Source organism: Chryseobacterium sp. UF-81, assembly GCF_058245105.1.
Genome location: NZ_JBSIBX010000011.1, coordinates 42,555 through 68,820, shown reverse-complemented (window position 1 = coordinate 68,820; position 26,266 = coordinate 42,555). Strand labels below are relative to the sequence as shown.

Below are 26,266 nucleotides of genomic sequence, written 5' to 3'. Positions count from 1 at the left end.
AGATATTGAGCAAAGTAGAAAGGGAATCCTGAGATGAATATCTCAGGATTTTTTATAGGTAATCAATTTAATCAAAGTATTATTTATGTATATTTCCTGTTGAGTAAAAATATAACCGAAACCAACCAGGCCAACAGCCTTTTTATTCAATGAAAAGATTAAACCCTTCGATTAAGCATCATTTACTGATAGGAATCCTCCTTGGTATCTGGCTTTTTATCTTCGCTTTTCTTATAAGACCATTTGATGATGGAACGGTAAGTTTTAAAGCCTGGGTTCTTATCAGTATAGGATTTAGCCTAATTGCTTTTCTATGTTATGGTGTACTGGCCATTATTCAGAAAAGGGTTTATTATAAACAGTCAGGATGGAACAGTGGATTTGAAATAATGAGCCTCATTTTTTTTCAACTTTTTTATGCGATAAGTACGTATGGGTTTTATAAAAGTCCCGCTTTAGATGGAGGATATGATTTCCTTGAATTTGTAAGCACAATCACCCTTAAATTAGCCTTAATTTCCACACCAATATTAGTTTTGGCCAGGATGTATGTTGTGACATTAATTCCTGCCAAGGACGATCATATCATGATCAGAGGCGAGAATAAGCTGGATATTTTAAATATTAAAAAAAGTGATTTAATCTGTGTTTCCAATGCACAAAATTATGTTGAAATTTTCTTTATAGATGGTAATGATTTAAAAACAAAGCTTATTCGAAGTACTCTGAAAAAAATTCAGAGTGACTGTGATTTTTTGATTCAGGTTCATCGTTCCCATTTGATAAATCCTTCTCATTTTAAGGCCTGGAAAAATCAGGATACCATTTCTCTTACTCAACTTGAAATTCCCGTTTCTAAAAATTATAGGGAACGTTTATTATCCTTATAATTTTCGTACCTAAAACCGCACATTTCATCCCTAACTCCTCAAATCAGATGGTTTCGGGGAGCATTTGTACTTATTTTGCCTTTCAAAATAAAAACAAATAATTTATGAAAAAGCGCTGGGTCAGGAGAGTTCTGTATGCTGTTATACTATTGTCAGGCATTCTTATTGGTGGATTTATGTGGGCAGATCATGAATTAAATAAGGTCTTGGGTAAGAGTACGAAGATTGTAGATTTCTCTTCGATGATTAAACCGTCAAAAATAATTCAGATACGGAATGTGAATGTTCTGTCAGAAGATTGCAGTCATTTTATTAAGAACCAGAATGTCCTCATTAAGGATGGTGTGATTGTCGGATTAAGTGAAAATCAGATAGTGAATGAAATGGCTACCAGTATTGACGGGAGCGGACAATATTTAATTCCGGGCTTCGTAGACAGTCATGTCCATTTAAAAGAAAGCAGGAACGATTTGTTTTTATACCTGGCTAATGGGGTTACTTACATTAGAGAAATGGCTGGTCAGCCGGTTATTTTAGAATGGAGGGAATCAATACGTAAAAACGGTCTCGGGCCGCGAATGTTTATCGCATCTCCACCCATATTTAGTGAAAAAGGATTAGCGGGTTATTATTATGGCTGGACGAGACAGTCTATTAATTATTCCAATAAAGACGATGCTCAAAAAGCAATCCGTAAAATAAGTAAACAAGGTTATGATGCCATTAAAATGTACGGTTTTGTGAATCCTGAAATGTTTAAAACAACCATAGATATGGGCAGGGAAAATAACATTCCGGTCATTGGACATATCCCATTGGTTAATCTAGATACTTTTTATCAGTCAGGCCAAATTGAGGTGGCTCATATTGAAGAAATTACGGTCAAGACGATCGATGAATTTGGGAAATCCATTTCTGAAAACCCGGATGGCTACCTCAGCTTTCTCAAAATACGGTCAGAGCAGATAGCAAAAAAATTGAAGGATCAAAACATTAGTGTTACTTCAACGGTTTGGTTATCTGAAAGTTTTATTACTCAAAGATTTGATTTAAAGTCTAAACTTAAAGAAATTGAATTAAAGTATGTCAATCCTCCCATTATTGAAGGAACTCCGCTTTACAAACTGGGCTGGTTACCGGGTAAAAACGGATACGAATATGATGGAAAAGATGAACCTGAAGCAAAGAAACGGTCATTGATTTTCTGGAAGACATATGCAGAAGCGATCCACATGATGACAAAGGCGTTGGTAGCTCATAAAGTGACCATTATGGCCGGAACGGATGCTAATGTAGCCACTGTTGTTCCCGGGTTTTCTCTTCATAATGAGCTGGAGTCTTTATCTAATTCAGGGATGACCAATTCACAGGCTATTTATTCCGCAACTGTTGCGCCGGGCAATTGGATGAAAAGTAAAACAGGAAAAATAAAAGTGGGGTATCATTCAGATCTGATACTGCTTAGCAGGAATCCATTAGAAAATATTAAAAATACAAAGATTATCGAATACGTGTTTTTTAATAAGTATGTAATTAACAAGAAACAAATCAAAACCATTCTAAATGCTATAGAAGATGCAAATAACGAAAACAGGAATATAAAAATAAGTGAATACTTAAAGTAATGGGTAGCAGAGCTTCTCTGAATCAGCTGGTTCTTTAGTCCTGACAAAATAAAAAAAGCGCTGTACATGTACAGCGCTTTCTCCTTTCACTTTTTACTTTTTTCCCATTATCCCGGGAACAGGCTATATCAAAAAAGGCTGGGAATTTCCCAACCTTTATTTATTTTATACCACTCCCTGAGCCAGCATTGCTTCCGCAACTTTCACGAATCCGGCAATATTTGCCCCTTTCACGTAGTTTACGTAGCCGTCTTCATCTTTTCCGTAGTCTCTACAAGCTTTGTGGATTCCGATCATGATCTCCTTCAGTCTTGCATCAACTTCTTCAGAAGTCCAGTTAAGACGGATAGAGTTCTGCGTCATCTCAAGACCTGAAGTAGCAACACCTCCGGCATTGGAAGCCTTACCAGGTGAGAACAATATTTTGTTATCAAGGAAATAATTGATGGCGTCTAAAGTAGAAGGCATATTCGCTGCTTCAGTAACACAAAGACATCCGTTTTCTACCAAAACTTTAGCATCTTCAAGATCCAGTTCATTTTGGGTAGCAGAAGGGAATGCTACATCACATTTCACTTCCCAAGGACGTTTTCCTGCGTGGAATTCTGCAGAAGGATATTTTTTAGCATAATCTTCAGCTCTGTTGTTTCCTGAAGATCTCAATTCTAATAAATAGTCGATCTTTTCGCCGCTGATCCCATCTTTATCATAGATATAACCGTCCGGGCCAGAAATTGTTACTACTTTAGCACCAAGCTCAGTTGCCTTTTTGATTACTCCCCAGGCTACGTTTCCGAAACCTGATACACTTACAGTTTTATCCTTGAAAGTCTCGTTGATGGTTTTAAGCATTTGCTCTGCGAAATAAACCACACCGTATCCTGTAGCTTCAGGACGGATCAGTGAACCTCCGTAAGCAAGACCTTTTCCGGTAAGTACTCCGGTAAATTCGTTTCTTATTTTTTTGTATTGCCCGAAAAGATATCCGATCTCTCTTGCTCCTACACCAATGTCCCCTGCAGGTACATCTGTTTCAGGACCGATATGCTTACAAAGCTCAGTCATGAAAGCCTGGCAGAAACGCATTACTTCCATATCAGATTTTCCTTGCGGATCAAAATCTGAGCCTCCTTTACCTCCTCCCATTGGAAGAGTGGTCAGTGAGTTTTTAAATACCTGCTCGAAAGCTAAAAATTTAAGAACTGAAAGGTTTACTGTAGGATGGAAACGAATTCCTCCTTTGTATGGCCCGATCGCAGAGTTCATCTGAATTCTGAAACCTCTGTTTACCTGAATCTCTCCTTTGTCATCAACCCATGGAACTCTGAAAATAATAATTCTTTCAGCTTCAGCCATTCTCTCTAGAAGTTTCATTCCTGTATATTCCTTTTTGGTCATAATAAACGGAATTACAGTCACAGCTACTTCTTTTACGGCTTGTAAAAATTCTGGTTCATTAGGATTTTTTGCTTCAATCTTGGCAATAAACTCCTGGATTTTCTGGTCAATATTATATTGTTCCATATATTAGGGTTGAATATTATTGTCAACAAATTTAATTTTTTTTTCAAGATTCACAACACCATATTTCAACATTATTAAAAATTTAATAATAATGTTTCGAAATATTATTAAATTAATAATTTATGTTCAAATTTTGTTAAAAATTAAAAGTTAGGTCGCAAATAATGCAATATTAAGAAATCGTTAATTCTCAAATTGCCATGAATTGCCTCCCGGAAAATGATTTTACTTTCCCTAAAAGTTCCAATTCCAGAATTACAGGAAGGATTTTATAAGACGGCACCGAAATCATCTGTGCGAGATCATCCAGAGATACCTGAGGATTGGCTTTTATCGATTGATATATGCTTTCCTGAGTATCAGTAAGTTGTATAATTGTTTCACTATAGGGAAACAGTTCTCCGGGTTTCTCTTTTGGAGAATTGAGCCCGATTGAATCTATGAGTCCCTTAATGGTGGAAATGGCAGCTGCCTTATTCTGGAAAATCAGCTGATTGCATCCCTGGCTGTATGGATCCGTTATCCTTCCGGGAAGGGCGAAAACTTCACGGTTATATTCGTTGGCGAAGGATGCAGTACTTATTGATCCACCTCCAAACCCTGTTTCTACCACTATCGTTGTAGGAGAAATCCCGGCTATAATTCTGTTTCTTTGAATGAAATTTTCGCGGTCCGGTTTCCGCGAAGAATTAAATTCTGTTATTAAAGTGCCGCCCTCCTGCAGTATTTTTTCAGATAATTTCCTGTTTTTTGAGGGGTAAAGTGTATGAAAACCATGAGCAAGAATTGCCATGGTAGGAATTTTAAACTGAATAGACTGCTCGTGAGCCTCTTTGTCAACGCCAAGAGCTAATCCGCTGACGGATATGTATTTAGAGGACTTTGATGCTTCGAAGAAATCTCCGAGGAACTGCTTGCCGTAGGAGGTCATATTCCGTGTTCCTACAATGCTGATTTTCGGTAGGGAATCGTCAAAATTTCCTTTTTGATAGAGAATTGCAGGAGCATCGTCGCATTCATTAAGCAGATATGGAAGTTCTTTGAGATGTCGTAGCCTGATCCGGATATTGTTCTTTTCGCAGAATCTGATCTCGTTTTCTGCAAATTTCAGATACTCTTCATTACCGATATCAGCTACGGTTTTTTTTCCTATGCCATCTGCTTTGCTGAATTCCCTTTTGGCTTTTTTCCATGCTTCTTCAGCGCTTCCAAAGGTCCGGATAAGTTTTTGAAAATTAACATCTCCGATCAGGCTGCATTCGCGTAGGGCGATTGCGTAGAAATATTCTTCATTGATCATTGTGTGTTTTTTTTCAAATGTAATGAAATAAGTTTTTATTTTTTTCTTAATTCATCCAAATGATCCCAGATATCATCTCTTTTTTTATAAGGGAGTTCGAGAAAATCCTCCGGATGGTTTTCTTTATACTCCTGCCACAGTTTATCGTCTTTTTCGCTGTAATAGTTTGGGAATTCCCAAATGTATTTCTTTTTCCTGTCGCCCACATTTTTAAACGCAAAGGCAATGACACTTCCCACAACGGCTCCCGAAAGGTGAGCCTGCCACGATATTTTGCTCGGTTCCTGAAGATTGTAGAATAATTCCTCCGGAAACATACCCCAAACTAAACTACCGTAATAAAGAACAACAAGCATTGATATAGTGAGAAGCTTCATATTCCATTTGAAAACTCCGCTGAAGAAGAGGAAGAATGCAAGGACATATACCACTCCGCTGGCCCCAATGGTGCAGGTATATATATAATCGCCGGTAAGAATGTCTATCGGAGGCAGCAGCCAGACCAGCAGTCCTGTTGCCAGCCAACCGATAATAAAGACTTTATTGGCCACCAATGGATAAAACTGATATAAAAGAAACAGAAGTACTGCTACCGGGATAGAGTTGCTTATGATATGATCAATATTTCCATGCAGAAGGGGAGAAGTAATGATTCCCAGTAAGCCTTCCGGCAACAGAGGTATTATAGCCCCAAAACAGCTTTGGAAAAAGCCCTGCATCTGCAGAAAGTAGCCGAACCACATGGCCGAGAGCATCAGCAAAGGGGTTATAACAGCTCTTTTGGAAATTATATTTTTAAACATGTCGAGGTTACGTCAAATCAAAAGCCAATGATAAATTTCGGAAAATTTGTCGATGTATTTCAAAGAGCAGAGGTTATTTTAGGACAAAAGGTTTCAATTTTTAAATGCAGGACCTAATATTTTGAGATTGAATGTATTAAACTGGCCTGTTTTTAGCTGTTGAAGAGATTTTAATCTGTTTAAAGCTTTTATAGGCCAATATTCGTATTAAAAAAATTATATTAATATTTTTGTAATGATAATCATATAAATAATGAAGAAGTTTTTATTGATTCTTTCCTTTTCTATGGGGATTTATGCAAGTGCACAAGAAGAATTGAAAAAAGATTCAGTAGTTGCAGATACGGTAAAATACTGGTCGGTACTAGGGAAAAATACCCTGATGATCAATCAGGCTGCATTCTCAAACTGGGTGGGCGGAGGCGCCAACAACGTAGGATGGCTTGCAGGGGTAAATTACAATATAACTTATGAAAAAGATAACGATCTCTGGGAAAACATTATTGCCCTGGATTATGGACAGAATGATACCAAAGGGCTTGGCGTAAGGAAAACACAGGATGTTATGAATATTTCTACCAATTATGGGCGTAAATTCTCGAAAAGCTGGTATTTTTCTGCGGGAGTGGGGTTACAGTCACAATTTTATAAGGGATATGAAGACGGGAACAATCCGGCCGCTAAAAAAATCTCCAATTTTATGGCTCCCGGTTATCTGAACCTCGGTATGGGTATTACATACAGGCCTAATGATAATCTTACGGTAACCATGCGTCCTATCAACGCCAGATGGACTTTTGTTCTGGATAAAGACTTGCAGTTTGCAGGAAGTTATGGTTTGAAAAATGACGGTGATACTTCACTTTTGCAGTTCGGTTTTCTGGGAACGGCTTTATACAAAGTAAAACTGATGGAGAATATTAATATAACCAATACTGCCTCTGTATTCTCCAATTATCTGGACCATCCGGAACGGCTGGTTCTTGCTTATGGAGCTGTTATAAATTTCAAGGTCAATAAATTTATATCATCCAATGTCACTTTGGATCTGCTCTATGATCATAATCAAATCCAGAAAACGCAGCTGAAGCAAACGCTTGGGATAGGATTTGCCTATACTCTGAATAACGGGGTAAAGCGTTCTGACCGTAAAGACAGCCAGTGGTGGATCAAAAAATAGACTATACATTCAGTTTAATAACAAGGCGCTTCAGTATTGAGGTGCCTTTTTATGATATGGTATGTGATTTTAAGTAGAGATAAGTTCATTTTGACTCCTTTCCGGATGTATTTTGCAGTCTTTTAATGCATTAAATACTAATTTAATATTTCAATTTTGAGTGATTAGTTTTTTAACAAAAATTATATGTATATTTTTGTAACGAAAATCCTTATCTATGAAAAAACTTTTATTGGCCGTTTCCATTTCTGCCGGAATCACCACAATGGCTCAGGAAGCCAAAACTGATGCTGCTAAATCAGATACTGTAAAAGCATGGTCTGTCCAGGGACAAAATACATTAATGCTCAATCAGGCTGCATTCTCAAACTGGGTTGGCGGAGGAGCCAACAATGTAGGATGGCTTGCCGGAGTTAATTATAACCTTACTTATGAAAAAGGGAAGGATCTCTGGGAAAATATCATCATTCTGGGGTATGGGCAGAATAATACAAAAGGCATCGGAACCAGAAAGACACAGGATGTGATCAACCTGTCGACCAATTACGGACGAGAGTTTGCCAAGAACTGGTATCTTTCAGGCGGTATTGGCCTTCAGACACAATTTGCCGGTGGTTATGAAGACGGAAATAATCCTGATGCTAAAAAAATCTCCAATTTTATGGCTCCTGGATACCTTAATATCGGTGCAGGGGTTACCTACCGTCCCAATGATAATTTTACCATGACGCTTCGTCCTGCTAATGCAAGATGGACATTTGTTCTGGATGAAGATCTCCAGACCGCGGGAACTTATGGACTTAAAAATAACGGTGACTCTTCTCTGTTTCAGTTCGGTTTCCTGGGTACGGCTATTTATAAGATCAAGATCATGGAGAATATTAACCTGACCAATTCTGCGTCGGTATTTTCAAATTATCTTGACCATCCTGATCATTTGGTTCTTGGGTATAGCGGAATCCTTAATATGAAGATCAATAAGTTTATTTCTACGAATGTTACGCTTGATTTACTGTATGATCATAACCAGATCCAAAAAACACAGCTTAAACAGACTTTAGGAGTAGGATTCGCGTATAATATCGATAACGGGAAAAAACGCTCCGATAGGAAAGATAATCAGTCCTGGATGAAATAATTATAGGGTTGGAAGCTGGGGGAGGGAAGCAGGAAGTTACTACTGGGTTTATATTTCTGAAATTAAAGAAATTAACTCTTTAACTAACAATAAAGTATGGAGTTGACTTCCGGCTTCAAGCTTCCATCGTCCTTAAATAAAAAAGCACTTCAGTTCGAAGTGCTTTTTGGTATCAATTTATATTAGTCTTAAAATTCTATATCAACCTGAAGCTTTTCAGCTAAAAGTTTTGAGATTTTTTCTTTAAGCGGTTCAATGTCAATGTTTTGCATGGCATCATTGGCAAAGGCATATAAAAGCAATGCCTGAGCTTCTTTTTTGGAGATTCCTCTTGCTCTTAAATAGAACAGTGCATCTTCATTAAGCTGGCCCACTGTACAACCGTGGGAACATTTTACATCATCAGCAAAGATCTCCAATTGAGGTTTGGTATCAATAGTAGCTCCTTCACTTAGCAATACATTATTGTTCTGCTGGTAGGCATTGGTTTTCTGGGCAATTTTATTTACAAAAACCTTTCCGTTGAATACACCGTGTGCATTTCCATCGAAAATACCTTTGTAGTTCTGGTAGCTTTCACAGTTCGGGAAATTGTGGTGAACTGCTGTATGGTGATCCACCAGCTGATCTTTTCCAATGATGGTGATTCCGTTCATAAACGAATTGATATTGCTTCCGTTATGTATGAAATCCAGGTTATTTCTTACCAGTTTTCCTCCAAAAGAGAAAGTGTTCACAGTAGTTAAGCTGTCTTTTTCCTGTCTTGCGAAAGTGCTGTCAATAAGATATGACGTGTTGTTGTCATTCTGAAGCTTGTGCCAGTCTGCTTTTGCATTAGGAGAAGTAAAGATCTCCGTCACAGAATTCGTCAGCACATAAGTACTGTCGAAATTATGATGGCTTTCTATTACCTCTACTTTTGCCCCTTCTTCTACAATCAGTAAATTTCTTGTATTATAGAACGTATTTTCTTCCTGATTCTGAGAAATGTAGAAAATATGAATCGGTTTTTCGATCACTACATTTTTAGGAACCTTCAGGAAGAAACCGTATTTGCAATAAGCAAGATTTAAGTTTGTGAAAGCTGTATCTTTAGAAGCAATGGTATTGAAATATTTATCAAATACTTCTTTGTGTTTCTCATCATTCAAAGCATAGTTGAATGAAAGAAATTCTACATTCTCGATAGAAACTTTTGAAAGCTCTTTATGAAGCTTACCGTTCACAAAAACGATCCAGTCAAAATTTTCTTCACCCAGATGCAGCTGATCCAGCTGTTCTTTGGTAATATTATGACTTTCTTTAGGGAAAAAGTTGTAGTTTTTCTCTGTGATCTCTTTGATGCTGGTATATTTATATTCTTCGTCTTTTTTTGTCGGAAAACCTAAGTTTTCGAAATTCTGAAGAGCAGTTTTCCTATCTTCATCCAGAAATCTGTGACGAAGGCTCTCCAAAAATTCACTGTGATTGTCAATAATCTGATCGTATAAAGCCATTACTGATATTTCGGCCATCACACCTTATTTTATATATTTAAAAATAATACTATTTACTGCGGTTTTTCCGCATCTTCAGAAAGGATTGATAATCCCTGCCGAAAAGGTTTCTTTTTAGTTAAGAAGCCAGTCGTAACCTTTTTCTTCAAGCTCTAAAGCAAGGGATTTATCACCGGTTTTGATGATCTTTCCATTGGCAAGAACGTGAACAAAGTCAGGCTGGATATAATTAAGCAATCTCTGATAGTGAGTAATCAGAAGAACTGCATTTCCTTCATTTTTAAAGTGGTTCACACCGTCCGCAACGATTCTTAAAGCGTCGATATCTAATCCTGAATCTGTTTCATCAAGAATAGCCAGTTTAGGATTAAGCATCATCATCTGGAAGATCTCGTTTCTTTTCTTTTCACCTCCGGAGAAACCTTCGTTCAGTGATCTGGAAAGGAAATCTTTTTTTATGCCTAATTGTTCAGACTTTTCGCGGATAAGAGCAAGCATTTCTTTTGCCGGCATTTCATCCAGTCCGTTTGCTTTTCTTGTTTCGTTTAAAGCAGCTTTAATGAAGTTGGTTACAGATACCCCGGGAATTTCCACCGGATACTGGAAAGAAAGGAAGATCCCTTTATGCGCTCTGTCCTCAGGAGCATCTTCGCCGATATTTTCTCCCTGAAAAAGAATTTCTCCTTCCGTTACTTCATACTCCTCTTTTCCTGCAATTACAGAAGAAAGCGTAGATTTTCCAGCTCCGTTCGGACCCATGATCGCATGAACTTCCCCCGGTTTTATTTCAAGATTAATACCTTTTAAAATTTCTGCGCCATCTTCAATTTTGGCGTGCAAGTTTTTTATTTCTAACATTTTTATTTGCTAAACAAATTATTTTTGAATTCTATATACTAAACTTTCAGGCTGACCGGGAACATCGTTAAGCGTCCCTATCTGTGTCATACCTGCCTTTTCCAAAACTTTAACAGAAGCTATATTGTCAGGGCGGACAATTCCAAATATCTCTTCTTTACTGATACTGGTAAATCCAAATTCTATAGCTTTCTTTGTGAACTCTGTTGCATATCCTTTTCCCCATGCTTCCACAGCAAAGCGATATCCAAGATTTAGTTTTTCTTCCTCTCCATACATTTTATAGCTTAAGCCTCCAAAGCCGATAATACTCTTGTTTTCTTTTGCTATAATGGTCCAGCCTCCAAAATTATATTGATCCCAATGTTCCATCATTCTTTTGAATGTACTTTCTGCTTTTGCAGCGTTCATGGGTCCACTTGGATTATACAGATTAGTCTGTGGATCTTTATTAATTTCAAAAAACCTTTCAAAATCAGCATTTTCAGGTCTCCTTAAAATTAAGTTTTCTGTAGTTTCCATCCTTAAATTATCCAACAGAGCCTTCAAGAGAAATTTCCAATAATTTCTGAGCCTCAATGGCAAATTCCATGGGAAGCTTATTCAAAACTTCTTTACTGAAGCCATTTACAATCAGGGCAATAGCTCTTTCGGTGTCTATACCTCTCTGGTTACAGTAGAAGATCTGATCTTCTCCGATTTTCGAAGTGGTCGCTTCATGCTCCAGCTGGGCAGTAGGGTCTTTGATTTCAATATAAGGGAAGGTGTGTGCACCACATTCATTACCCATTAACAGGGAATCGCACTGGGAGAAGTTTCTTGCTCCTTTTGCAGAAGGCATTACTTTTACCAGTCCTCTGTATGAATTCTGAGATTTTCCTGCAGAAATACCTTTTGAAATGATCGTAGACTTGGTATTTTTCCCAATATGAATCATTTTTGTTCCCGTATCTGCATATTGGTGATTGTTGGTTACTGCAATAGAGTAGAATTCCCCAATAGAGTTATCTCCTTTCAGTATACAAGACGGATATTTCCAGGTTACGGCAGAACCTGTTTCAACCTGTGTCCAGGAGATTTTTGCATTTTTCTCACAAAGTCCTCTTTTTGTTACAAAATTGAACACCCCGCCTTTTCCTTCTTCATTCCCCGGATACCAGTTTTGAACAGTGGAGTATTTGATTTCTGCATTATCCATTGCGATAAGTTCCACAACAGCTGCGTGAAGCTGGTTTTCATCTCTTGATGGGGCAGTACAGCCTTCAAGGTAAGAAACATAACTTCCTTCATCAGCAATTACAAGTGTTCTTTCGAACTGGCCTGTTCCTGCCTGATTGATACGGAAATAGGTTGAAAGCTCCATCGGGCATCTTACGCCTTTTGGAATATAGCAGAAGCTTCCGTCAGAAAATACTGCGGAATTCAGTGCTGAATAAAAATTATCTCCCCTTGGAACTACTTTTCCAAGGTATTTTCTTACTAGCTCAGGATGGTTTTTAATAGCTTCTGAAATAGAACAGAAAATAATCCCTTTTTCCATTAAGGTATCCTGGAAAGTGGTTTTCACAGAAACGGAATCTATTACGATGTCTACTGCAACTCCTGAAAGTCTTTTTTGTTCTTCGATATTGATTCCTAATTTTGCGAAAGTGGCCAACAATTCGGGATCTACCTCATCTAAGCTCTCCAGTTCAGGTTTTGCTTTCGGTGCAGCATAATATTTAATGGCCTGAAAATCAGGTTTTTCATATTTAATGTTTGCCCAGGTAGGTTCAGCCATTTTCAGCCAGATTCTGAAGGACTCCAGACGCCATTCTGTCATCCATTCCGGCTCCTCTTTTTTCGCGGAGATCGCACGGACAATATCTTCATTTAAACCGATTGGAAACTCTTCATAATCTATCTTCGTTTCCCACCCGAATTCATATTTTTTATTTTCTAGATCGACTCTTAAATCGTCTTCAGTATATTTACTCATAATTTATTAAGAGATTCAGAAATTAAGGAATTTAAAAATTACTTAGCATCTAAAGTGCTCTTTTCAAGATATTTTATAAAATGATAAATCTTTTTTGTTATTTCCAGACACTCAGTATTAAGTGGATTGAAAATTTCATCATTGATTTTCTCTAAACTGTATAAAACAAACAGCATATTTCTGACTTCAGCGCAACTTCCTTTTGAAATCCAAAGAAATCTGATAAATTGTTTGTTACTTCCATATTCTGAGCCCTCCGCAATATTATTAGTTATTGATAAAGTCGCTCTTTTTAGCTGATCTTTGAGTGAAAATTCTTTTTGTAAATTTTCATTATCAAGGATTTTAAAAATTTTAACTGTAAATGCAATTGCCTTTTTATAAATCGGGAAATTTTCAAATGAGACAGTCATAATTTCTTAATCTCTAAATCTTTTAATCAGTCTCAAAGACTGAAAGATTCTCCACAACCACACGTTCTGGATGCATTAGGATTGTTGAAAACAAACCCCTTTCCGTTTAATCCTCCTGAGTATTCAAGAGTTGTTCCTGCTAAATAGAGGATAGATTTTTTATCTACAACAATTTTGATTTCATTATCTTCAAAAACCTGATCTGCATCTGTTTTTTTATTATCGAAACCCAAAACATATTCTAAACCAGAGCATCCTCCACTTTTAACCCCTACTCTTATATAATCCTCAGCAGCGTTGAAACCATCCTCTGTCATCAGCTGAATGGCTTTTGCTTTTGCTTGATCTGATACTTTTATCATTGTATTTATTTAGAATGATTTAATTATGCAAAAATACGTACAATAATTAGGAAATAAAAATCCGAAATTTTATTTTATCGATTTTTATTATTGATGGCTTAACTTTGTTAACCTTTTGAAATCCAAACAATAAATTTATTCTATAATGAAAAAAATAGGCATCATTGCTTTAGCGCTATTTATGCAGCATATTTCTGTACAGAACAATCGATTTGTTTATCAGGTCACCATGAAACCGGATGCAGAAAATAAAAGTGATATTAAAACTGAAAACGCATATTTAGATATCTCCGCGGAAAAGTCTCTTTTTTATTCAGAAAACAGGTATAAGAGAGATTCCATCCTGCAGAAGGCTTTCCAGGGAGGCGGAGGCAGAGGTTCCGTGAGCAGAGAACAAATGGAAGGGGTAAGAACCAATATCAACTATTCTGTAGAAAAAGATAAGGCCAGCCAGAAAACATATTTTAAGGACAGAATCGGGAGGGATGTCTATGTTTACGAGGAAGACCGTCCCCTGAACTGGAAAATATCTTCTGAAACCACTAAGATTGGAGGTTATAAAGTTCAGAAAGCAACAACAGATTTTGCCGGAAGAACATGGACGGCCTGGTTTACCACCGATCTGCCTTATCAGGATGGGCCATATAAGTTCGGGGGTCTTCCGGGACTGATCGTAAAAGTAGAAGATGATAAAGGAGACTATTCTTTTGATTTGATGAAGAATTATAAAATTGCTGAAATTGTAACGCTCAACCAGTTTGGAAACACTTTAAAAGTAAAAAGGTCAGATTATCTGAAACAGCAGGAGAAATTTAAAACAGATCCTATGTCATTCATGCAGAGTGGCGGTGGAGGAGGTTTCCCTGCACCACCGAGAGCTGGTGGCGGAAGAGGAGGAAATCAGAATCCTGCGGATATGAGGAAACGAATGGAAGAGAGAGTGAAAGAGGAAGCCAAGAAGAACAGCAACCCGATTGAACTGCAATAAAAAATAACCCCTGGAGAAATTCTCCAGGGGTTATTTTTTATTGTATAAAGAAGGATTTATTTTAAAAGTTGGTTAAAAGTATCTCCCTGTTTGATATCTCCTGTATTATACCCTTTCATAAACCATTCTTTACGCTGTGCAGATGATCCATGGGTAAAACTCTCCTGGTTGACATAACCCTGAGATCTTTTCTGGATATTGTCATCGCCCACAGCTTCTGCTGCTTCTATGGCAGACTGAACGTCACCCGGCTCCAGGATATGCTCCCTGTTGTCTGTCTGCTTAGCCCAAACACCCGCATAGAAATCTGCCTGTAGTTCTGTAGCTACTGAAACCCTGTTTAAATCTGCTTCGGAATATCTTCCGCTTCTTCTTAGGGCATCTACTTTCTGAGTGGTTCCTAAAAGAGTCTGCACATGGTGACCCATTTCGTGAGCCATTACATAGGCAATGGAAAATTCTGTAACCTGTGCACCAAATTGCTGTTGAAGCTCTTTAAAAAAGCTCATATCCATATAAACCTTTTGATCCGCGGGACAGTAAAAAGGTCCCATGGCAGCTTGTGCTGTTCCACAACCGGATTGCGTTGTACTTTCAAATAAAACAACTACGGCAGGTTGATATTGCATTCCGTTTTCAGCAAAAATTTTGGTCCAGGTCTGCTCATTTTCAGCAGTGACCATCTTTACGAATTCACGGATTTGAAGCTCATTGGCACTTAACTCTCTCTGTTCGGTAGGGGAAGAACTTCCGCCTCCGGAAGAAAGTAAAGATGAAGGGTCGCCCCCTAAAAAGAATATAATTGCGGCAATGATCAGGGTTCCCAATCCACCACCTACAAGAGCGCCTCCGCCGGATCCTCGTCGGTCATCAACGTTATCGCTTCTATCGTCTGTCCATTTCATAACAAATTTTTTTTGCCCTGTAAATTTAAAATAATATCATTACTAAATTACTACTTTTGTGAAAAATTACAGCCGACGTGAAAAAAATTAAACTTTGCCTGTTATCAGTTGGGATCATGGCATTTACAGCATGTAAAAAAGAAAAAGAAGATGAAGTAAATAATGTAGATAAGACTGGTTCTATTGAAACAGTACTTTCTGTTGAACATCTCGATACAGCAGATGTTCTTATTACGAAACACAAAATCTGGAAAAATAAAAAGCTTTTTAAGGAGATCATTAAAAAAGATACCATTCCTGCTTTGGGCGACACTCTTGTAGGAGGAGAAGACAGTGACGGCTATAACCATGTTGCCAAAACGAAAAAAGACTATGAATTTTTTATAACGGTTCAATAATGAAAAAGTCCAGTTCTATAAAATTACTTTTTGTAACGGGCGTATTGGCTGCCTGTTCTCAGGAAAAGCCTAAGGATCAAAAAGAAAAGAAAGTCTATATGAGGTCGGATACTACAGCTTCTTACACGAGGAGCCATGGCTTTCTGACGGGAGTCCTTCTTTATCATGCATTCAGACCGTATGGGGCTTATAGCTACGGATCTTATCAGAAGGCCGGCTATTATAGTGATGCGATAAGCAGCAAATCCAATATCGGAAGAAATAATTTCAAAGGAAATGTAGTAAGAGGACAATTGGGAAGAAGCGGTTTTAGTGCATCATCATAAAGTATGGAAAGAATTCAATCACAGTTCAGGAAAAACTGGCAGCATAAACTAGAGAATCTTGGCTTCGGATACCACTCCCTGGATGGCCTTTATTGGGATGAAAGTCATTATTACCAGTTTAGCCCGGAGGAAATTAATACAATAGAAAAGGCTACTGCAGAACTCTGGCAGATGTGTCTGGAGGCGGTGGATTATATCATTGAAAAAAATCTTTGGGAGAAATTCAATATTCCTGAATGGTTCCGGAAATATATCATTACAAGCTGGGAAGAAGATCATCCTTCCATCTACGGAAGATTTGATTTTGGTTTTGACGGAAAAAATCTGAAGCTGCTGGAATTTAATGCTGATACGCCGACTTCACTATATGAAGGTTCGGTGATACAATGGTACTGGCTTCAGGAACTGTTTCCCTATAAAGATCAGTTTAATTCCATTCATGAGAAACTGGTGGATTACTGGAAGCATCTTAAAAATTACATGAACCCGCATCATATTTATTTTGCTTCTCTTACCAATATTGAAGATGTTACCAATGTAGAATACATGCGGGACTGTGCTTCTCAGGCAGGATTCGATACGGAATTCATTCCTGTTCAGGATATTGGCTGGGCTGAGGATATTTCCGAATTCATTGCGGCTGACCGGTCGATTATGGAATATATTTTCAAGCTTTATCCTTATGAGTGGATCCTTGCAGACGGTTTTGGAGAGAAACTGGTTAAAAACGGTTTCCGGTCGCAATGGATTGAGCCTGCATGGAAAATTTTACTTTCTTCCAAGGCTCTTCTTCCTATCCTTTGGGAGATGTATCCCAATCATCCTTACTTGTTGGAGTCTTATTTTGAACCCAGACATCTGAAAGATTTTGCTAAAAAGCCTGTTTATTCCAGAGAGGGAGCCAATGTAATTTTACATAAAAATAATATTCCTGTTGAGGAGAATGATGGAATATATGGCAAAGAAGGCTTTATTTACCAGCAGTTATTTGACCTTCCTAATTTTGAGGGGAATTATCCGGTGATTGGCAGCTGGATCATCGGGCAGGAGCCTGCCGGTATTGGGATCAGGGAGAGTGTTCATCTGATCACCAATAACCAGAGCCGTTTTGTTCCTCACCTTATCGGTTGAGTTTTTTCTCTTTAAGCCAGAATGAAGTGGACTGATAGGCAGAAACAGCATCATTGACCAGTTTCTGATCAGGATTCTTCATCAGTTTTTCATTATAATACAGCTTGAATTCAGGAGCAAGGCTGCTGGATTCCAACTGTAAGGCATACTGTTTTACTTTTTTTACCGGAGAAATGATCGTTAAATGTCCGTCTTTTACCAAGCCAAGATCCTGGTATGTGGCTATATAAGCTTTTGGCTGGAATTCTTTTCTGAAGACATCCTGCCCAAGGAATTTAGATTGATAACTGAAATTCAGCAGTCCGAAAAGGGTAGGCATGATATCTATCTGAGACATCAGCTTATCAAACTTCTGAGGCTGGATGAAACCTTCTGAAAAAATCATCGCCGGAATTCTGTATTTGTCCACAGGAAGTTCTGTTTTCCCTGCGCTGGAGGCACAGTGATCGGCAATGATCACAAAGACTGTGTTTTTGTACCAGTCTTGCTTTTTAGCCATTTCAAAGAACATTCTGAGTGAGTAGTCGGTATATTTTACCCCGCCGTCACGGGATTTTGCTGTTCCGGGAATGTCAATCCTTCCATCAGGATAAGTAAAAGGTCTGTGGTTGGAAACCGTCATCCAGTGGTTGAAAAACGGCTTTCCGGACTTGGCTTCGGCATTCATGGTCTGGATTGCTTTTTTTGCCATATCTTCATCGGCAACACCCCAAACGTTGGCAAAAGTGATTTCTTCAGGTTTGAAATTGTTTCTGTCAACAATATCATATCCGTTTCCTGCAAAGAAGTCCTGCATATTATCGAAATAGCTGTAACCTCCGTAGAGAAATTTCACATCATAGCCTTTGGATCTGAATACACTTCCTGTGGTGAACTTGTTTTTATTGTCGTCTCTTTTGATGACACTTTCTCCTGCAGTGGGAGGAATGCACAGTGTTAAAGCTTCAAGTCCCCTTACGGTTCTGTTTCCGGTAGCATACAGATTGGTAAACATCATCGAACGGTCTGCCAGGCTGTCCAGGAAAGGAGTAATCTTTAAAGTACCCCCATAATGCTCCATAAAATCAGCGGATAAGCTTTCTATAGAGATAAGAACTACATTTTTCTTAAGTTCCGGCTGCTCCGAAACTACATTTCTTGGTAACGTTGGTTCTGAATATTGGCTCAAAAAATTCTTTTCAGCTTCCTGCTGTCCAATTTGAGGATAAAACTGGAAATAATCCAATTCATTGTGGGTAAAAGCCCAATAAAACTTGGGAAGCCCGTTATTTTCGATCTCATCAGCAAAAACATTGTCCGATCTGATCTGCATTAATGAAGATACTCCCAAAAGACTGAGGCTAACCAGCACCATAAAAGTCCCCAGCAATACCATTTTTTGTTTAAAGTTCGGCAGCTCTAAAAGCTCATCTTTTGTTTTTTTATAAATGAACCATGTAACGGCTAAAGTGGCCAGGAGAATAGCTAAAAACAAAGGAATAACAGGATAGCTTTCCATAATGTTCCCGATGACCTCATTGGTGTATATCAAATAATCTACCGCAATGAAATTATAGCGTACCCCGAATTCATTATAGAAGAAATATTCACTTACAGCATTAAAGATAATCAGAAGAACGTATAGTAATAACGTAATGAAATACAATGCATTACGGATCTTTACCCTCTTTGAAGGAAGGAAAAGCATCAGACCGAAGAAAAGGGTCTTGATTCCTACGAAAGCCAAAGCTACTTCTGAAACAGATCCTCCGTACTGATTGAAGATATTATTCGGAATCAATAAGATATAAAGGAAAAAGAGTACTAAGGCTCCAAAAATAATATATCCGTATGGCTTTCTGTATTTGGAATTGGAAAGAAATAAAAAGTAAACGGCCAATAAGGTACTGGCTAAAGTAAAAACAAAAATATCATTCAACAGACCAATTGACAAGACTTTAATGATTTCAAAGAACCCGAAAGTGGCCGTAGTGATAGGATGAAATAAAAATATAATCCGTACAATGAACGAAATAATAAGATAGAAAATCCCTAAATACAAGAATGGTTTTATTTTACTTGGAAACATGTAGGTTAGATTAATTCCGCAAAGATAGTTTTTGTATATAACTTTTAATGGAAAAAAGCAGAAACATGTTATTCCTTATCACTTTTTTGAATTATTAATGAAGATTTAACGTATTGTGTAATGAATGACGGGTAATCTAAAAAGTTAATGGCAAGCTGAATATCAATAAAAAAGGACTATTAAAAAAATAGTCCCGTATAATGTTAAGATGTATTAAAAATTAAGGATGTCCGAAACCGATGTTTCCTTTTTTATCAGAAAGATTTTTCTTGAAATCAATCATTCTCAGAGCGGTTACGGCTGCTTCTACCCCTTTGTTTCCCAGATCTCCACCACTTCTGGCAATGGACTGTTCCTTATTGTCATCGGTGAGAACACAGAAAATAGTAGGAGTGTCCGTTAAGACATTGCAGTCTTTGATTCCCTGTGCCACTGCTGAGCATACAAAATCAAAGTGTGGAGTTTCGCCACGGATTACACATCCGATAGCAATTACTGCGTCATATTTTCTTTCTTTGCAAAGCTGCATGCTTGCATAGTTGAGTTCAAAAGCACCCGGAACCGGAAAAAGCTTAATGTTTTCTGGTTTTACTCCTTCTTTTTCAAGAATTTCCAAAGCTGCATCACGAAGATTGTACGTTACAAAATCATTCCACTCAGAAAAAACAATGCCGATAGAAAATTCTTCGGCATTTGTTATATGAAGTGGCTTGTAATCGGAAAGATTAACTGTTGCCATTTTTTAAAAGTATTTAGTCATTTCAATATAAGAATCAGACATTCCGTTATCATAGTCCTGGTATTTCTCGTCAATTGCGGAGAAATATTTTTTAGCTTCTGCATTTTTCTTTAATCCTAATGCTACAATACCTGCTTTTCTTGTGAAATAGTAAGTGGTATAAGGATCATCAGAAGCAGTTGACGCTTTGTCTAATAAGGAAAGAGCTTCATCGTTTTTGTTAAGACCTGATTTTGCATCTGCCATAGCACCGTATTTCAATGCCATTAATGTTTTGTTGTCAGATGAAAATTTATCTAAAAGATCGTAAGCTTCCTGGAATTTTCCTTCTTTGAATTTTAACAAACCTGCATTATAAGCAGAAAGTTCACCAACCTTCGTATTCGAATATTCGTTATATGTTCCTATAAAACCTGGATTAGCTGCAGATTTTCCGCCTAAAGCTTCTTTATCTTTACCTTCCGTCTGTTTTTTCTGAGCAGCGAGGAAACTTTTTACAGCTTCAACATTCTTAGGAGCCACTACAAACTGTTTGTAAGCAAAGAATCCTAAAACACCCAAAACCAGTACCCCGAATACAATACCCAATTGCTTGGAGTATTTCTCAAGGAATCTTTCAGTGTTTAAAGCTTCTCTGTCAAGGTCTTTGAAGAACTCAACCGTTTCTTTACCTTCTTGCTCATTTGGAGCATTCTTTCCCAATTTTGCCATAAGTTTTTAAAAATTGAAATGCAAATTTAATTGTTTCTGAATGATTTACAAAATACTTTGTGAGTATTATTGTTATTCCCGGAAAAATTATTCTGTTTTATTATAAAATTTCAATCTGAAGATTTTATATTTTGTCCTTCTTTCTTTTGGTAAATGGATCTGTGAGATGGTGAAATACAAATTTCCGGCCTTATCGAAGGCAAAAGAATCCGGCCATTTTATTTTCGGGTCGCTGATGATTTCTGATAAAATTCTGTTTTTATCAATTCTGCTGATGGCATTTTTCTCTAAACTGCTTAGATACAAATTTCCCTTTTTGTCAAATATGATTCCATCATTGGCTGTGCTTTCTGCATATTTTTCTACTGTTGCCTGAAGTGAATCATCGGAGAGATTTTTATTCAATAGCGATGATATCGGTATTCTGTATATGTTTTTGCCCATAAGTGTGCAGTAATAGAGGTGTTTTTTATCAGGATCTATTGCAATTCCGTCAGAATGTACCGGATGTTTTCTTTCATATCCCTCTATTACTATTTTATCTGTTTCTGCAAGTGTGGAATAGTGATTGGAAAGTACTCTCCTTACATCAGCAGTTATCATATCCAAAACCACAATTCCGCCAACCTGCGAATCGGTAAAATAAACGGAGTGATTTTGATTATCAATCCTGAAATCATTTAAATAAGCCTTTGGGCTGATCTTCTCAACAGATAATGTATATTTTACTTTTAGATTATTATTTCGTAGATCAAAACAATATAAAAAGGCTCCTTTGGTTACATCTGTCTTTAAGTCATATCCCGTGTCTAAAATCCACAGCTGGTTAAGTTCGTCAATGTAAACACTTTGGACACAGATAAACTGGTTTTTGCTGTCTGCATTTTCATTCCATCGGTTCCATGCTGCATCCGGAAACGGGATGGTTTTTCCGTTAATGATTTCTGCCACTGAAACGGGAGTGTCTGCAGACCATCTTGGAAAATTCACAAAAACACGATTGTTCTTTGAAATGGCAATTCCTGTCCATTGGTTTTTGCTTTCTGCAAAAAGACTCATATGAACTTTTGGTGAAATGGGACTGGTGTTTTTTTTCTGACAGCCCACTGCTGCATGTATAAATAATACAAAAACAAGGATTATATTTTTCATGGAGAAGATATTTTATGTAAATAATTGAAAATACTATATGCCTGTAAAAGCCATTTTTATTGCCAATGCCATTAAAATACCGGCGATGGCCCAGTTCTGGACCTTTATCAGTTTTGGATTTTTACTCAGCCTTATCTTTGATTTCGACGCGCTGAAAATAATTAAAGAATTTATTAAGAGACTGATTGTAATAAAGACGGAGCCCAAAAGTAAAAACTGATGTCCTATGTCTCCGGATTTCGGATCCAGGAACTGTGAAAATACAGAAACAAAAAACAACGCTACTTTAGGGTTTGAAATGGTGGTTAGCAAACCGATGGCAAATAATTTTTGCGGCTTATCTTTTATCAAACTGTTGTCTGATTTTGTGCTGTCAAAAGAAGGTGCTCGTACGGCCTGATAAGCGAGATAAACCAAGTACAGGGCACCGGATATCTTTACTATATAAAACAATAAAGGAAATGAAAAAAGTGCGGCTGAAAGTCCGAATGAGGATAACAGGATGTAAAAAAGATCACCCGTAACAATTCCAAGCAGAGAAATCATTCCTGCTTTTTGCCCTTGCAGTAAGGAGCGGGAAATCAGATACAGCATTGTTGGGCCCGGAATAATGATCAGCACTACAACAGACAATGAAAAATAAATAAGTTGAGTAATCGGTAACATGTATAAACTGAATTGTATTAAAATTGAATACAAAGATCAGTTTATAGCATTGCGGGCAAAAGGAGCAATGTCACAATTATTTTGTGATGTATCTCACAATCTGGAATTTAAACGGCTTAGAGATTCTCTTGAAACTCCCAGGTAAGAAGCAATTATGGTTTTTGATACCCGTTGAAAAAGATCCGGGTACTGTGAAAGAAGAATTTCATAGCGTTCTTTTATATTATTTGACAGAAGGGAAAGCATCCTTTTTTGTAAGGCAACAAATCCGCTGTTCGCTTTTTTCCTGAAAAAATATTCTACTTTCTGCAGTTCAGAGCAAAGTTTTTCCCGGTTTTCGTAGGATAAACAATATAATTCGGAGTCTTCCAGGCAGTCAACATTTACAATAGCCTGTGTTTGGGTAAAGTAAGCCTGATAATCGGTGATCCACCAGTTTTCCATTGCGAACTGAATGATATGCTCTTTTTCTTTCTCATCTATAAAGGTTGCTTTCAGTAAACCTTTTTTTACCCAGTATGAATGATGTACATGATCCCCGATCTGTATAAGAAACTGATGTTTTTTTAATTTTTTTACAGTGAAGTAAGAAAGTATGGACGCAAATTCTTCATCAGTTAAATGAATGAGTTCTTCAAAATGCGCCCTCAGTTCTTGTGCATCGGAAATTTTGATTGAACTCATATTTTCCTGATTATCATTTAGTATTCTAAAATATGATAGATTTCGGCATTGAATTTTTTCAGTTTTTCATCTCCGTTCAAACCTTTCAGGCCAATAAGGAAACTGAATTGCGAAACAGTTGCCCCTTGTTTTTCCACAAGTTTTGCGGCTGCTTCGGTAGTTCCTCCTGTTGCTAATAGATCGTCATGAATAAGAATTCTTTGTCCCTGTTTAATCTGTCCTTCACGTGTTTCAATTATAGCACTTCCATATTCCAGATCATATTTTTCCGAAATAATGGGTGGCGGCAGTTTTCCTGATTTCCTGATTAAAATGAAAGGAACTTCCAGTGCTACCGCAATGGCAATTCCGAACAGATAGCCTCTGCTTTCTATTCCGCAGACTGCATCTACCTTTCCTTTGCTGAAGGCGGTAAGATCTGCAATGACATCCTCATAAAGCTTTGGGTCCAGAAAAATGGGCGAGATATCCTTGAACTGAATTCCCGGAATGGGAAAATCAGGAAAGTTTTCAATTGTTTCTTCCAGTTTTTTGATCAGTTCTTGTGAAGCCATTAATTAAGGGTTTATTTTATAGCTGGAAATTTTCCAGTCTCCATTTACATTTTTAAGTCCGAAAGTTACTTTTAAAGAAGTTGTCTTCCCGTTCTTATCTGTTACATCATAGGTTGCATTGACACTTGCTCCGTTGGCTGTTGTACCATTGGTGGCAATGTTTTTAACACTTACGTTTTTCACTGATCCAAAGCCTGAAGTTGGATTGGAGAAAGATTCATAGCTTCCCCAGCTAGGGTTGCTTGACGTTTCATAGGCGGCCTTAAGGTTTTGTGAGCTTACGTTGTTTAAGAACTTGCTTACTGTACTTTTTGGATCTGCAGCCGGCTGTTTGGGAGCAGCTGGTGTTGTTGCAGCATTTGGATCTGCAGGTGTCGTTGGCACAGCTGTAGGATTGTTTGGATCGATTACAGCGTTAGGATCCTGCGTTACAGAAGTCGAATCAGTTTTAGGTACAGCAGGAACTTTTAAGGCAGACGCATTAACGTCGAGTCCGATTTTAGACATTTTAAATGTCTTTGCCGTAGTTTTTACTGAAACCGTTATATCTATTTTATTGTCTACTACTTTTGCTGCAGGAATTGAAGAGAATTTTAAATTGAATCCTTTAAAATTATTATCCTGCATCAGGTTTTTGGCAGTAGAAAGCTTGACACCGTTACTGAATACTTCCAAAGTGGCTTCCAGGCCGGCCCCGGTAAATGAAACAGGGTTTCCTGAACCATCTACAAGTCTTGGTACGATCTGAATAGCTGTAGGCGCTCCGGATCCGTCATCGCCGGTTGGCCTGGTCATAATGCTTAGTGAGCTTGCTTTTACATCATTGGCATCGGTTTCTTTGGCTTTATCATCTCCGAAGATATTCATTTCCCCAAGAGAAGGTGGGGATGTACTGGCCCATTCAATTCCGTTTTTCTGTGCAACTTCATCAGCCAATGCAAGAATTTCAGGCACTTTTTTTCCGTCAATAAGCTTTCCAAGAGCTTTAAGTTCCTCTACATCACCGTCTGCCTCTACACCGAACGTCTTTAGGATATAAAGCGCTTCATTGAACTTGATCTGTTTAATTGTTGAAAGGCTGGAAGTCATGTCATTGATACTTGACTGCAGCGTTTTAGTATTCGTAGCATCTACATGATCCTTCTTGCATGCCGTAAAAAGCAACAGACTGAAAACAAGTAGAAAAGAAAACTTTTTCATTTTTATTTGGTTTGTTGCAAATTTAATAAAACCTTTATTAATAGTGAGTTTTTATTTTTGTTTTGTTCTGTTTTAGCTTTCTGAGCTTTCCGTGTAGTGCTGCTATTTTTTCTGAATCTTGTTTATGATTTGCGATGAACTTGTATTGAAAGCTTAGTTTCCTGCTTTATTCGGCTGCTCTTTCAGATCATCTTTGAAAAATGAACTGAAAATGGTCTGCATATTCGGGAAAGCAGAGTCCTTCCAGTATGGAGTTTTGTAATTGCTGTTATCCTTATTGAATTTCACTTTTTCTATATCATCATCATTACTGAAACTAAGTTCTGCAGGATAAAAGTTATTGTAAAGGATGATCTGGTTGTAATTCGGTTCGCTTTTATGTTTAAGTTTTACAAAAGCCACCTCATTGTACTCAAGGAAATCTTTCAGGCTTTTTTCTGACCCTTTTTCGAAAGACATATTGAGGATTGTCCGGATATCATAGAATCTGAATCCAAATAGAGAAAACTCTTTTTCCTGGAGAGCGGCACCCGTTACCTCGATCTGATCTTTACGGTCACCTTTTAATTCTTTGATGGTATTTCTTTTGGTTTTGTACTCTTCTGGATTTCCCACATTTTTGAGCTTCGGAAGCTGTAAGGAACTGCCATAATCCCATGTTGAAGTTTCTTTCTTCTCATTTTTGGCTCCTAGTCTGAAGACTCTATACTGTTCAACATTTGTGCTTTTCAGTTTTTTGGTTTTGTTGTCAAAAATATAGGTTACGATTCCATCTGTGTAGCTGTTAAGCTTATTGTTGACCGTTACATAAGCGTTGAAATTTCCTTTGATGACAATATATTTTGCAGGCTTTGTATTCTTAATGACCACAGTTTCTATTTCCCTGACCTGATCATTGATTTTAATGATATCCTGATTGAGCTCTGAATAGGAGAGAAGGGCCACCGGAAAATTGTTGTAGACCAATTGGAACTTTTCCTGGGAGGGAGATATCGCCTGTTTATCAATTTTACCGTCGATATCAGAAAAAGCAATAATGCTTCCGTCTTTTCCGAAGACTGAAACTTTAGGCAGAGGTTTATTCGTATGTTCGGAAACGAAAGTTATGGACTGTGCCTGAATAAGGCTGAATAAAAAAATGAACAGGGTGAAGAGCTGATAACTTCTTTTCATAATA

Annotated in this window: 27 protein-coding genes; 8 read left to right on the top strand and 19 right to left on the bottom strand. The window is 37.6% G+C overall.

Annotation, left to right across the window (positions count from 1 at the left end):
* Nucleotides 1-149: 149 nt before the first annotated feature.
* Together AC4IFE_RS15215 and AC4IFE_RS15210 are read left to right on the top strand one after the other, a co-directional pair.
* Nucleotides 150-890, top strand: coding sequence for a LytTR family transcriptional regulator DNA-binding domain-containing protein (locus tag AC4IFE_RS15215; RefSeq protein WP_490757990.1), 741 nt, complete (start codon nucleotides 150-152; stop codon nucleotides 888-890).
* Between the two features lie 104 nt (nucleotides 891-994).
* Nucleotides 995-2,515 carry an amidohydrolase family protein gene (locus AC4IFE_RS15210; RefSeq protein WP_490757989.1) on the top strand — a complete coding sequence of 507 codons (1,521 nt, stop codon included), beginning with the start codon at nucleotides 995-997 and terminating at the stop codon, nucleotides 2,513-2,515.
* 165 nt (nucleotides 2,516-2,680) lie between these two features.
* Here AC4IFE_RS15210 and gdhA read toward each other — a convergent pair whose 3' ends face one another.
* From gdhA to AC4IFE_RS15195, 3 genes are all read right to left on the bottom strand, one after another.
* Nucleotides 2,681-4,039: an NADP-specific glutamate dehydrogenase gene (gene gdhA / locus AC4IFE_RS15205; RefSeq protein ID WP_223558007.1), complete on the bottom strand. Its 1,359-nt coding sequence runs from the start codon at nucleotides 4,037-4,039 to the stop codon at nucleotides 2,681-2,683.
* A 190-nt stretch (nucleotides 4,040-4,229) separates the two neighbouring features.
* Complete coding sequence (gene dprA / locus AC4IFE_RS15200) at nucleotides 4,230-5,339, bottom strand: DNA-processing protein DprA (protein ID WP_490757988.1); 1,110 nt, start codon at nucleotides 5,337-5,339, stop codon at nucleotides 4,230-4,232.
* A gap of 35 nt (nucleotides 5,340-5,374) precedes the next feature.
* A complete protein-coding gene (locus AC4IFE_RS15195) occupies nucleotides 5,375-6,142 on the bottom strand; it encodes a rhomboid family intramembrane serine protease (RefSeq protein ID WP_490757987.1) in 768 nt (255 codons plus the stop codon).
* A gap of 253 nt (nucleotides 6,143-6,395) precedes the next feature.
* On the opposite strand from AC4IFE_RS15195, the gene AC4IFE_RS15190 reads away from it, so the two are divergent.
* Nucleotides 6,396-7,322, top strand: coding sequence for a DUF3078 domain-containing protein (locus tag AC4IFE_RS15190; protein WP_490757986.1), 927 nt, complete (start codon nucleotides 6,396-6,398; stop codon nucleotides 7,320-7,322).
* Nucleotides 7,323-7,539: 217 nt separating this feature from the next.
* Nucleotides 7,540-8,460: a DUF3078 domain-containing protein gene (locus AC4IFE_RS15185; protein WP_490757985.1), complete on the top strand. Its 921-nt coding sequence runs from the start codon at nucleotides 7,540-7,542 to the stop codon at nucleotides 8,458-8,460.
* A 188-nt stretch (nucleotides 8,461-8,648) separates the two neighbouring features.
* On the opposite strand, the gene sufD is transcribed toward AC4IFE_RS15185, so the two are convergent.
* The 6 genes from sufD to AC4IFE_RS15155 all read right to left on the bottom strand — a co-directional run bounded on the left by sufD (nucleotide 8,649) and on the right by AC4IFE_RS15155 (nucleotide 13,567).
* A complete protein-coding gene (gene sufD, locus AC4IFE_RS15180; protein ID WP_490758101.1) occupies nucleotides 8,649-9,956 on the bottom strand; it encodes a Fe-S cluster assembly protein SufD in 1,308 nt (435 codons plus the stop codon).
* A gap of 114 nt (nucleotides 9,957-10,070) precedes the next feature.
* Nucleotides 10,071-10,814, bottom strand: a complete 744-nt coding sequence (gene sufC, locus AC4IFE_RS15175) for a Fe-S cluster assembly ATPase SufC (RefSeq protein ID WP_490757984.1) — start codon at nucleotides 10,812-10,814, stop codon at nucleotides 10,071-10,073.
* An 18-nt stretch (nucleotides 10,815-10,832) separates the two neighbouring features.
* On the bottom strand, nucleotides 10,833-11,336 hold the full coding sequence (locus tag AC4IFE_RS15170; RefSeq protein WP_490757983.1) for a GNAT family N-acetyltransferase: 504 nt from the start codon (nucleotides 11,334-11,336) through the stop codon (nucleotides 10,833-10,835).
* A gap of 7 nt (nucleotides 11,337-11,343) precedes the next feature.
* Nucleotides 11,344-12,792 (bottom strand): Fe-S cluster assembly protein SufB, encoded by a 1,449-nt coding sequence (gene sufB, locus AC4IFE_RS15165; protein WP_490757982.1) that lies wholly within the window; start codon nucleotides 12,790-12,792, stop codon nucleotides 11,344-11,346.
* Nucleotides 12,793-12,830: 38 nt separating this feature from the next.
* Nucleotides 12,831-13,205 carry a four helix bundle protein gene (locus tag AC4IFE_RS15160; protein WP_490757981.1) on the bottom strand — a complete coding sequence of 125 codons (375 nt, stop codon included), beginning with the start codon at nucleotides 13,203-13,205 and terminating at the stop codon, nucleotides 12,831-12,833.
* 32 nt (nucleotides 13,206-13,237) lie between these two features.
* Complete coding sequence (locus AC4IFE_RS15155) at nucleotides 13,238-13,567, bottom strand: HesB/IscA family protein (protein ID WP_111954251.1); 330 nt, start codon at nucleotides 13,565-13,567, stop codon at nucleotides 13,238-13,240.
* Between the two features lie 145 nt (nucleotides 13,568-13,712).
* Here AC4IFE_RS15155 and AC4IFE_RS15150 point away from each other — a divergent pair, with 145 nt between their 5' ends.
* Nucleotides 13,713-14,555: a GLPGLI family protein gene (locus AC4IFE_RS15150; RefSeq protein ID WP_490757980.1), complete on the top strand. Its 843-nt coding sequence runs from the start codon at nucleotides 13,713-13,715 to the stop codon at nucleotides 14,553-14,555.
* A gap of 56 nt (nucleotides 14,556-14,611) precedes the next feature.
* Here AC4IFE_RS15150 and ypfJ read toward each other — a convergent pair whose 3' ends face one another.
* The gene (gene ypfJ, locus AC4IFE_RS15145; RefSeq protein WP_490757979.1) at nucleotides 14,612-15,460 is read right to left on the bottom strand and encodes a KPN_02809 family neutral zinc metallopeptidase; all 849 of its coding nucleotides are present in this window, start codon (nucleotides 15,458-15,460) and stop codon (nucleotides 14,612-14,614) included.
* Between the two features lie 77 nt (nucleotides 15,461-15,537).
* Here ypfJ and AC4IFE_RS15140 point away from each other — a divergent pair, with 77 nt between their 5' ends.
* The 3 genes from AC4IFE_RS15140 to AC4IFE_RS15130 are packed head-to-tail and all read left to right on the top strand — an operon-like array spanning nucleotide 15,538 to nucleotide 17,315.
* The gene (locus AC4IFE_RS15140) at nucleotides 15,538-15,858 is read left to right on the top strand and encodes a hypothetical protein (protein WP_490757978.1); all 321 of its coding nucleotides are present in this window, start codon (nucleotides 15,538-15,540) and stop codon (nucleotides 15,856-15,858) included.
* Nucleotides 15,858-16,184 (top strand): hypothetical protein, encoded by a 327-nt coding sequence (locus AC4IFE_RS15135; RefSeq protein WP_490757977.1) that lies wholly within the window; start codon nucleotides 15,858-15,860, stop codon nucleotides 16,182-16,184. Before AC4IFE_RS15140 ends, AC4IFE_RS15135 begins: the two co-directional genes overlap by 1 nt.
* Nucleotides 16,185-16,187: 3 nt before the next feature.
* A complete protein-coding gene (locus AC4IFE_RS15130) occupies nucleotides 16,188-17,315 on the top strand; it encodes a glutathionylspermidine synthase family protein (protein ID WP_490757976.1) in 1,128 nt (375 codons plus the stop codon).
* Here the strand turns inward: AC4IFE_RS15130 and AC4IFE_RS15125 are convergent.
* The 9 genes from AC4IFE_RS15125 to AC4IFE_RS15085 form a co-directional block, all read right to left on the bottom strand.
* Nucleotides 17,305-19,383, bottom strand: a complete 2,079-nt coding sequence (locus tag AC4IFE_RS15125; protein ID WP_490757975.1) for an LTA synthase family protein — start codon at nucleotides 19,381-19,383, stop codon at nucleotides 17,305-17,307. The genes AC4IFE_RS15130 and AC4IFE_RS15125 overlap by 11 nt on opposite strands.
* Before the next feature lie 220 nt (nucleotides 19,384-19,603).
* Nucleotides 19,604-20,122 (bottom strand): 6,7-dimethyl-8-ribityllumazine synthase, encoded by a 519-nt coding sequence (gene ribH / locus AC4IFE_RS15120; RefSeq protein ID WP_336377896.1) that lies wholly within the window; start codon nucleotides 20,120-20,122, stop codon nucleotides 19,604-19,606.
* Between the two features lie 3 nt (nucleotides 20,123-20,125).
* The gene (locus AC4IFE_RS15115) at nucleotides 20,126-20,833 is read right to left on the bottom strand and encodes a YfgM family protein (protein WP_490757974.1); all 708 of its coding nucleotides are present in this window, start codon (nucleotides 20,831-20,833) and stop codon (nucleotides 20,126-20,128) included.
* An 87-nt stretch (nucleotides 20,834-20,920) separates the two neighbouring features.
* On the bottom strand, nucleotides 20,921-21,985 hold the full coding sequence (locus AC4IFE_RS15110) for an SMP-30/gluconolactonase/LRE family protein (RefSeq protein ID WP_490757973.1): 1,065 nt from the start codon (nucleotides 21,983-21,985) through the stop codon (nucleotides 20,921-20,923).
* Nucleotides 21,986-22,018: 33 nt separating this feature from the next.
* Entirely contained in the window at nucleotides 22,019-22,651 is a 633-nt protein-coding gene (locus AC4IFE_RS15105) for a LysE family translocator (protein WP_490757972.1), read from the bottom strand.
* Nucleotides 22,652-22,744: 93 nt separating this feature from the next.
* On the bottom strand, nucleotides 22,745-23,335 hold the full coding sequence (locus AC4IFE_RS15100) for a Crp/Fnr family transcriptional regulator (protein WP_490757971.1): 591 nt from the start codon (nucleotides 23,333-23,335) through the stop codon (nucleotides 22,745-22,747).
* Nucleotides 23,336-23,352: 17 nt separating this feature from the next.
* Nucleotides 23,353-23,889, bottom strand: coding sequence for an adenine phosphoribosyltransferase (locus tag AC4IFE_RS15095; RefSeq protein WP_490757970.1), 537 nt, complete (start codon nucleotides 23,887-23,889; stop codon nucleotides 23,353-23,355).
* Between the two features lie 3 nt (nucleotides 23,890-23,892).
* Entirely contained in the window at nucleotides 23,893-25,089 is a 1,197-nt protein-coding gene (locus tag AC4IFE_RS15090; protein ID WP_490757969.1) for a hypothetical protein, read from the bottom strand.
* Between the two features lie 153 nt (nucleotides 25,090-25,242).
* A complete protein-coding gene (locus AC4IFE_RS15085; RefSeq protein WP_490757968.1) occupies nucleotides 25,243-26,262 on the bottom strand; it encodes a hypothetical protein in 1,020 nt (339 codons plus the stop codon).
* Between the last annotated feature and the right edge of the window lie 4 nt (nucleotides 26,263-26,266).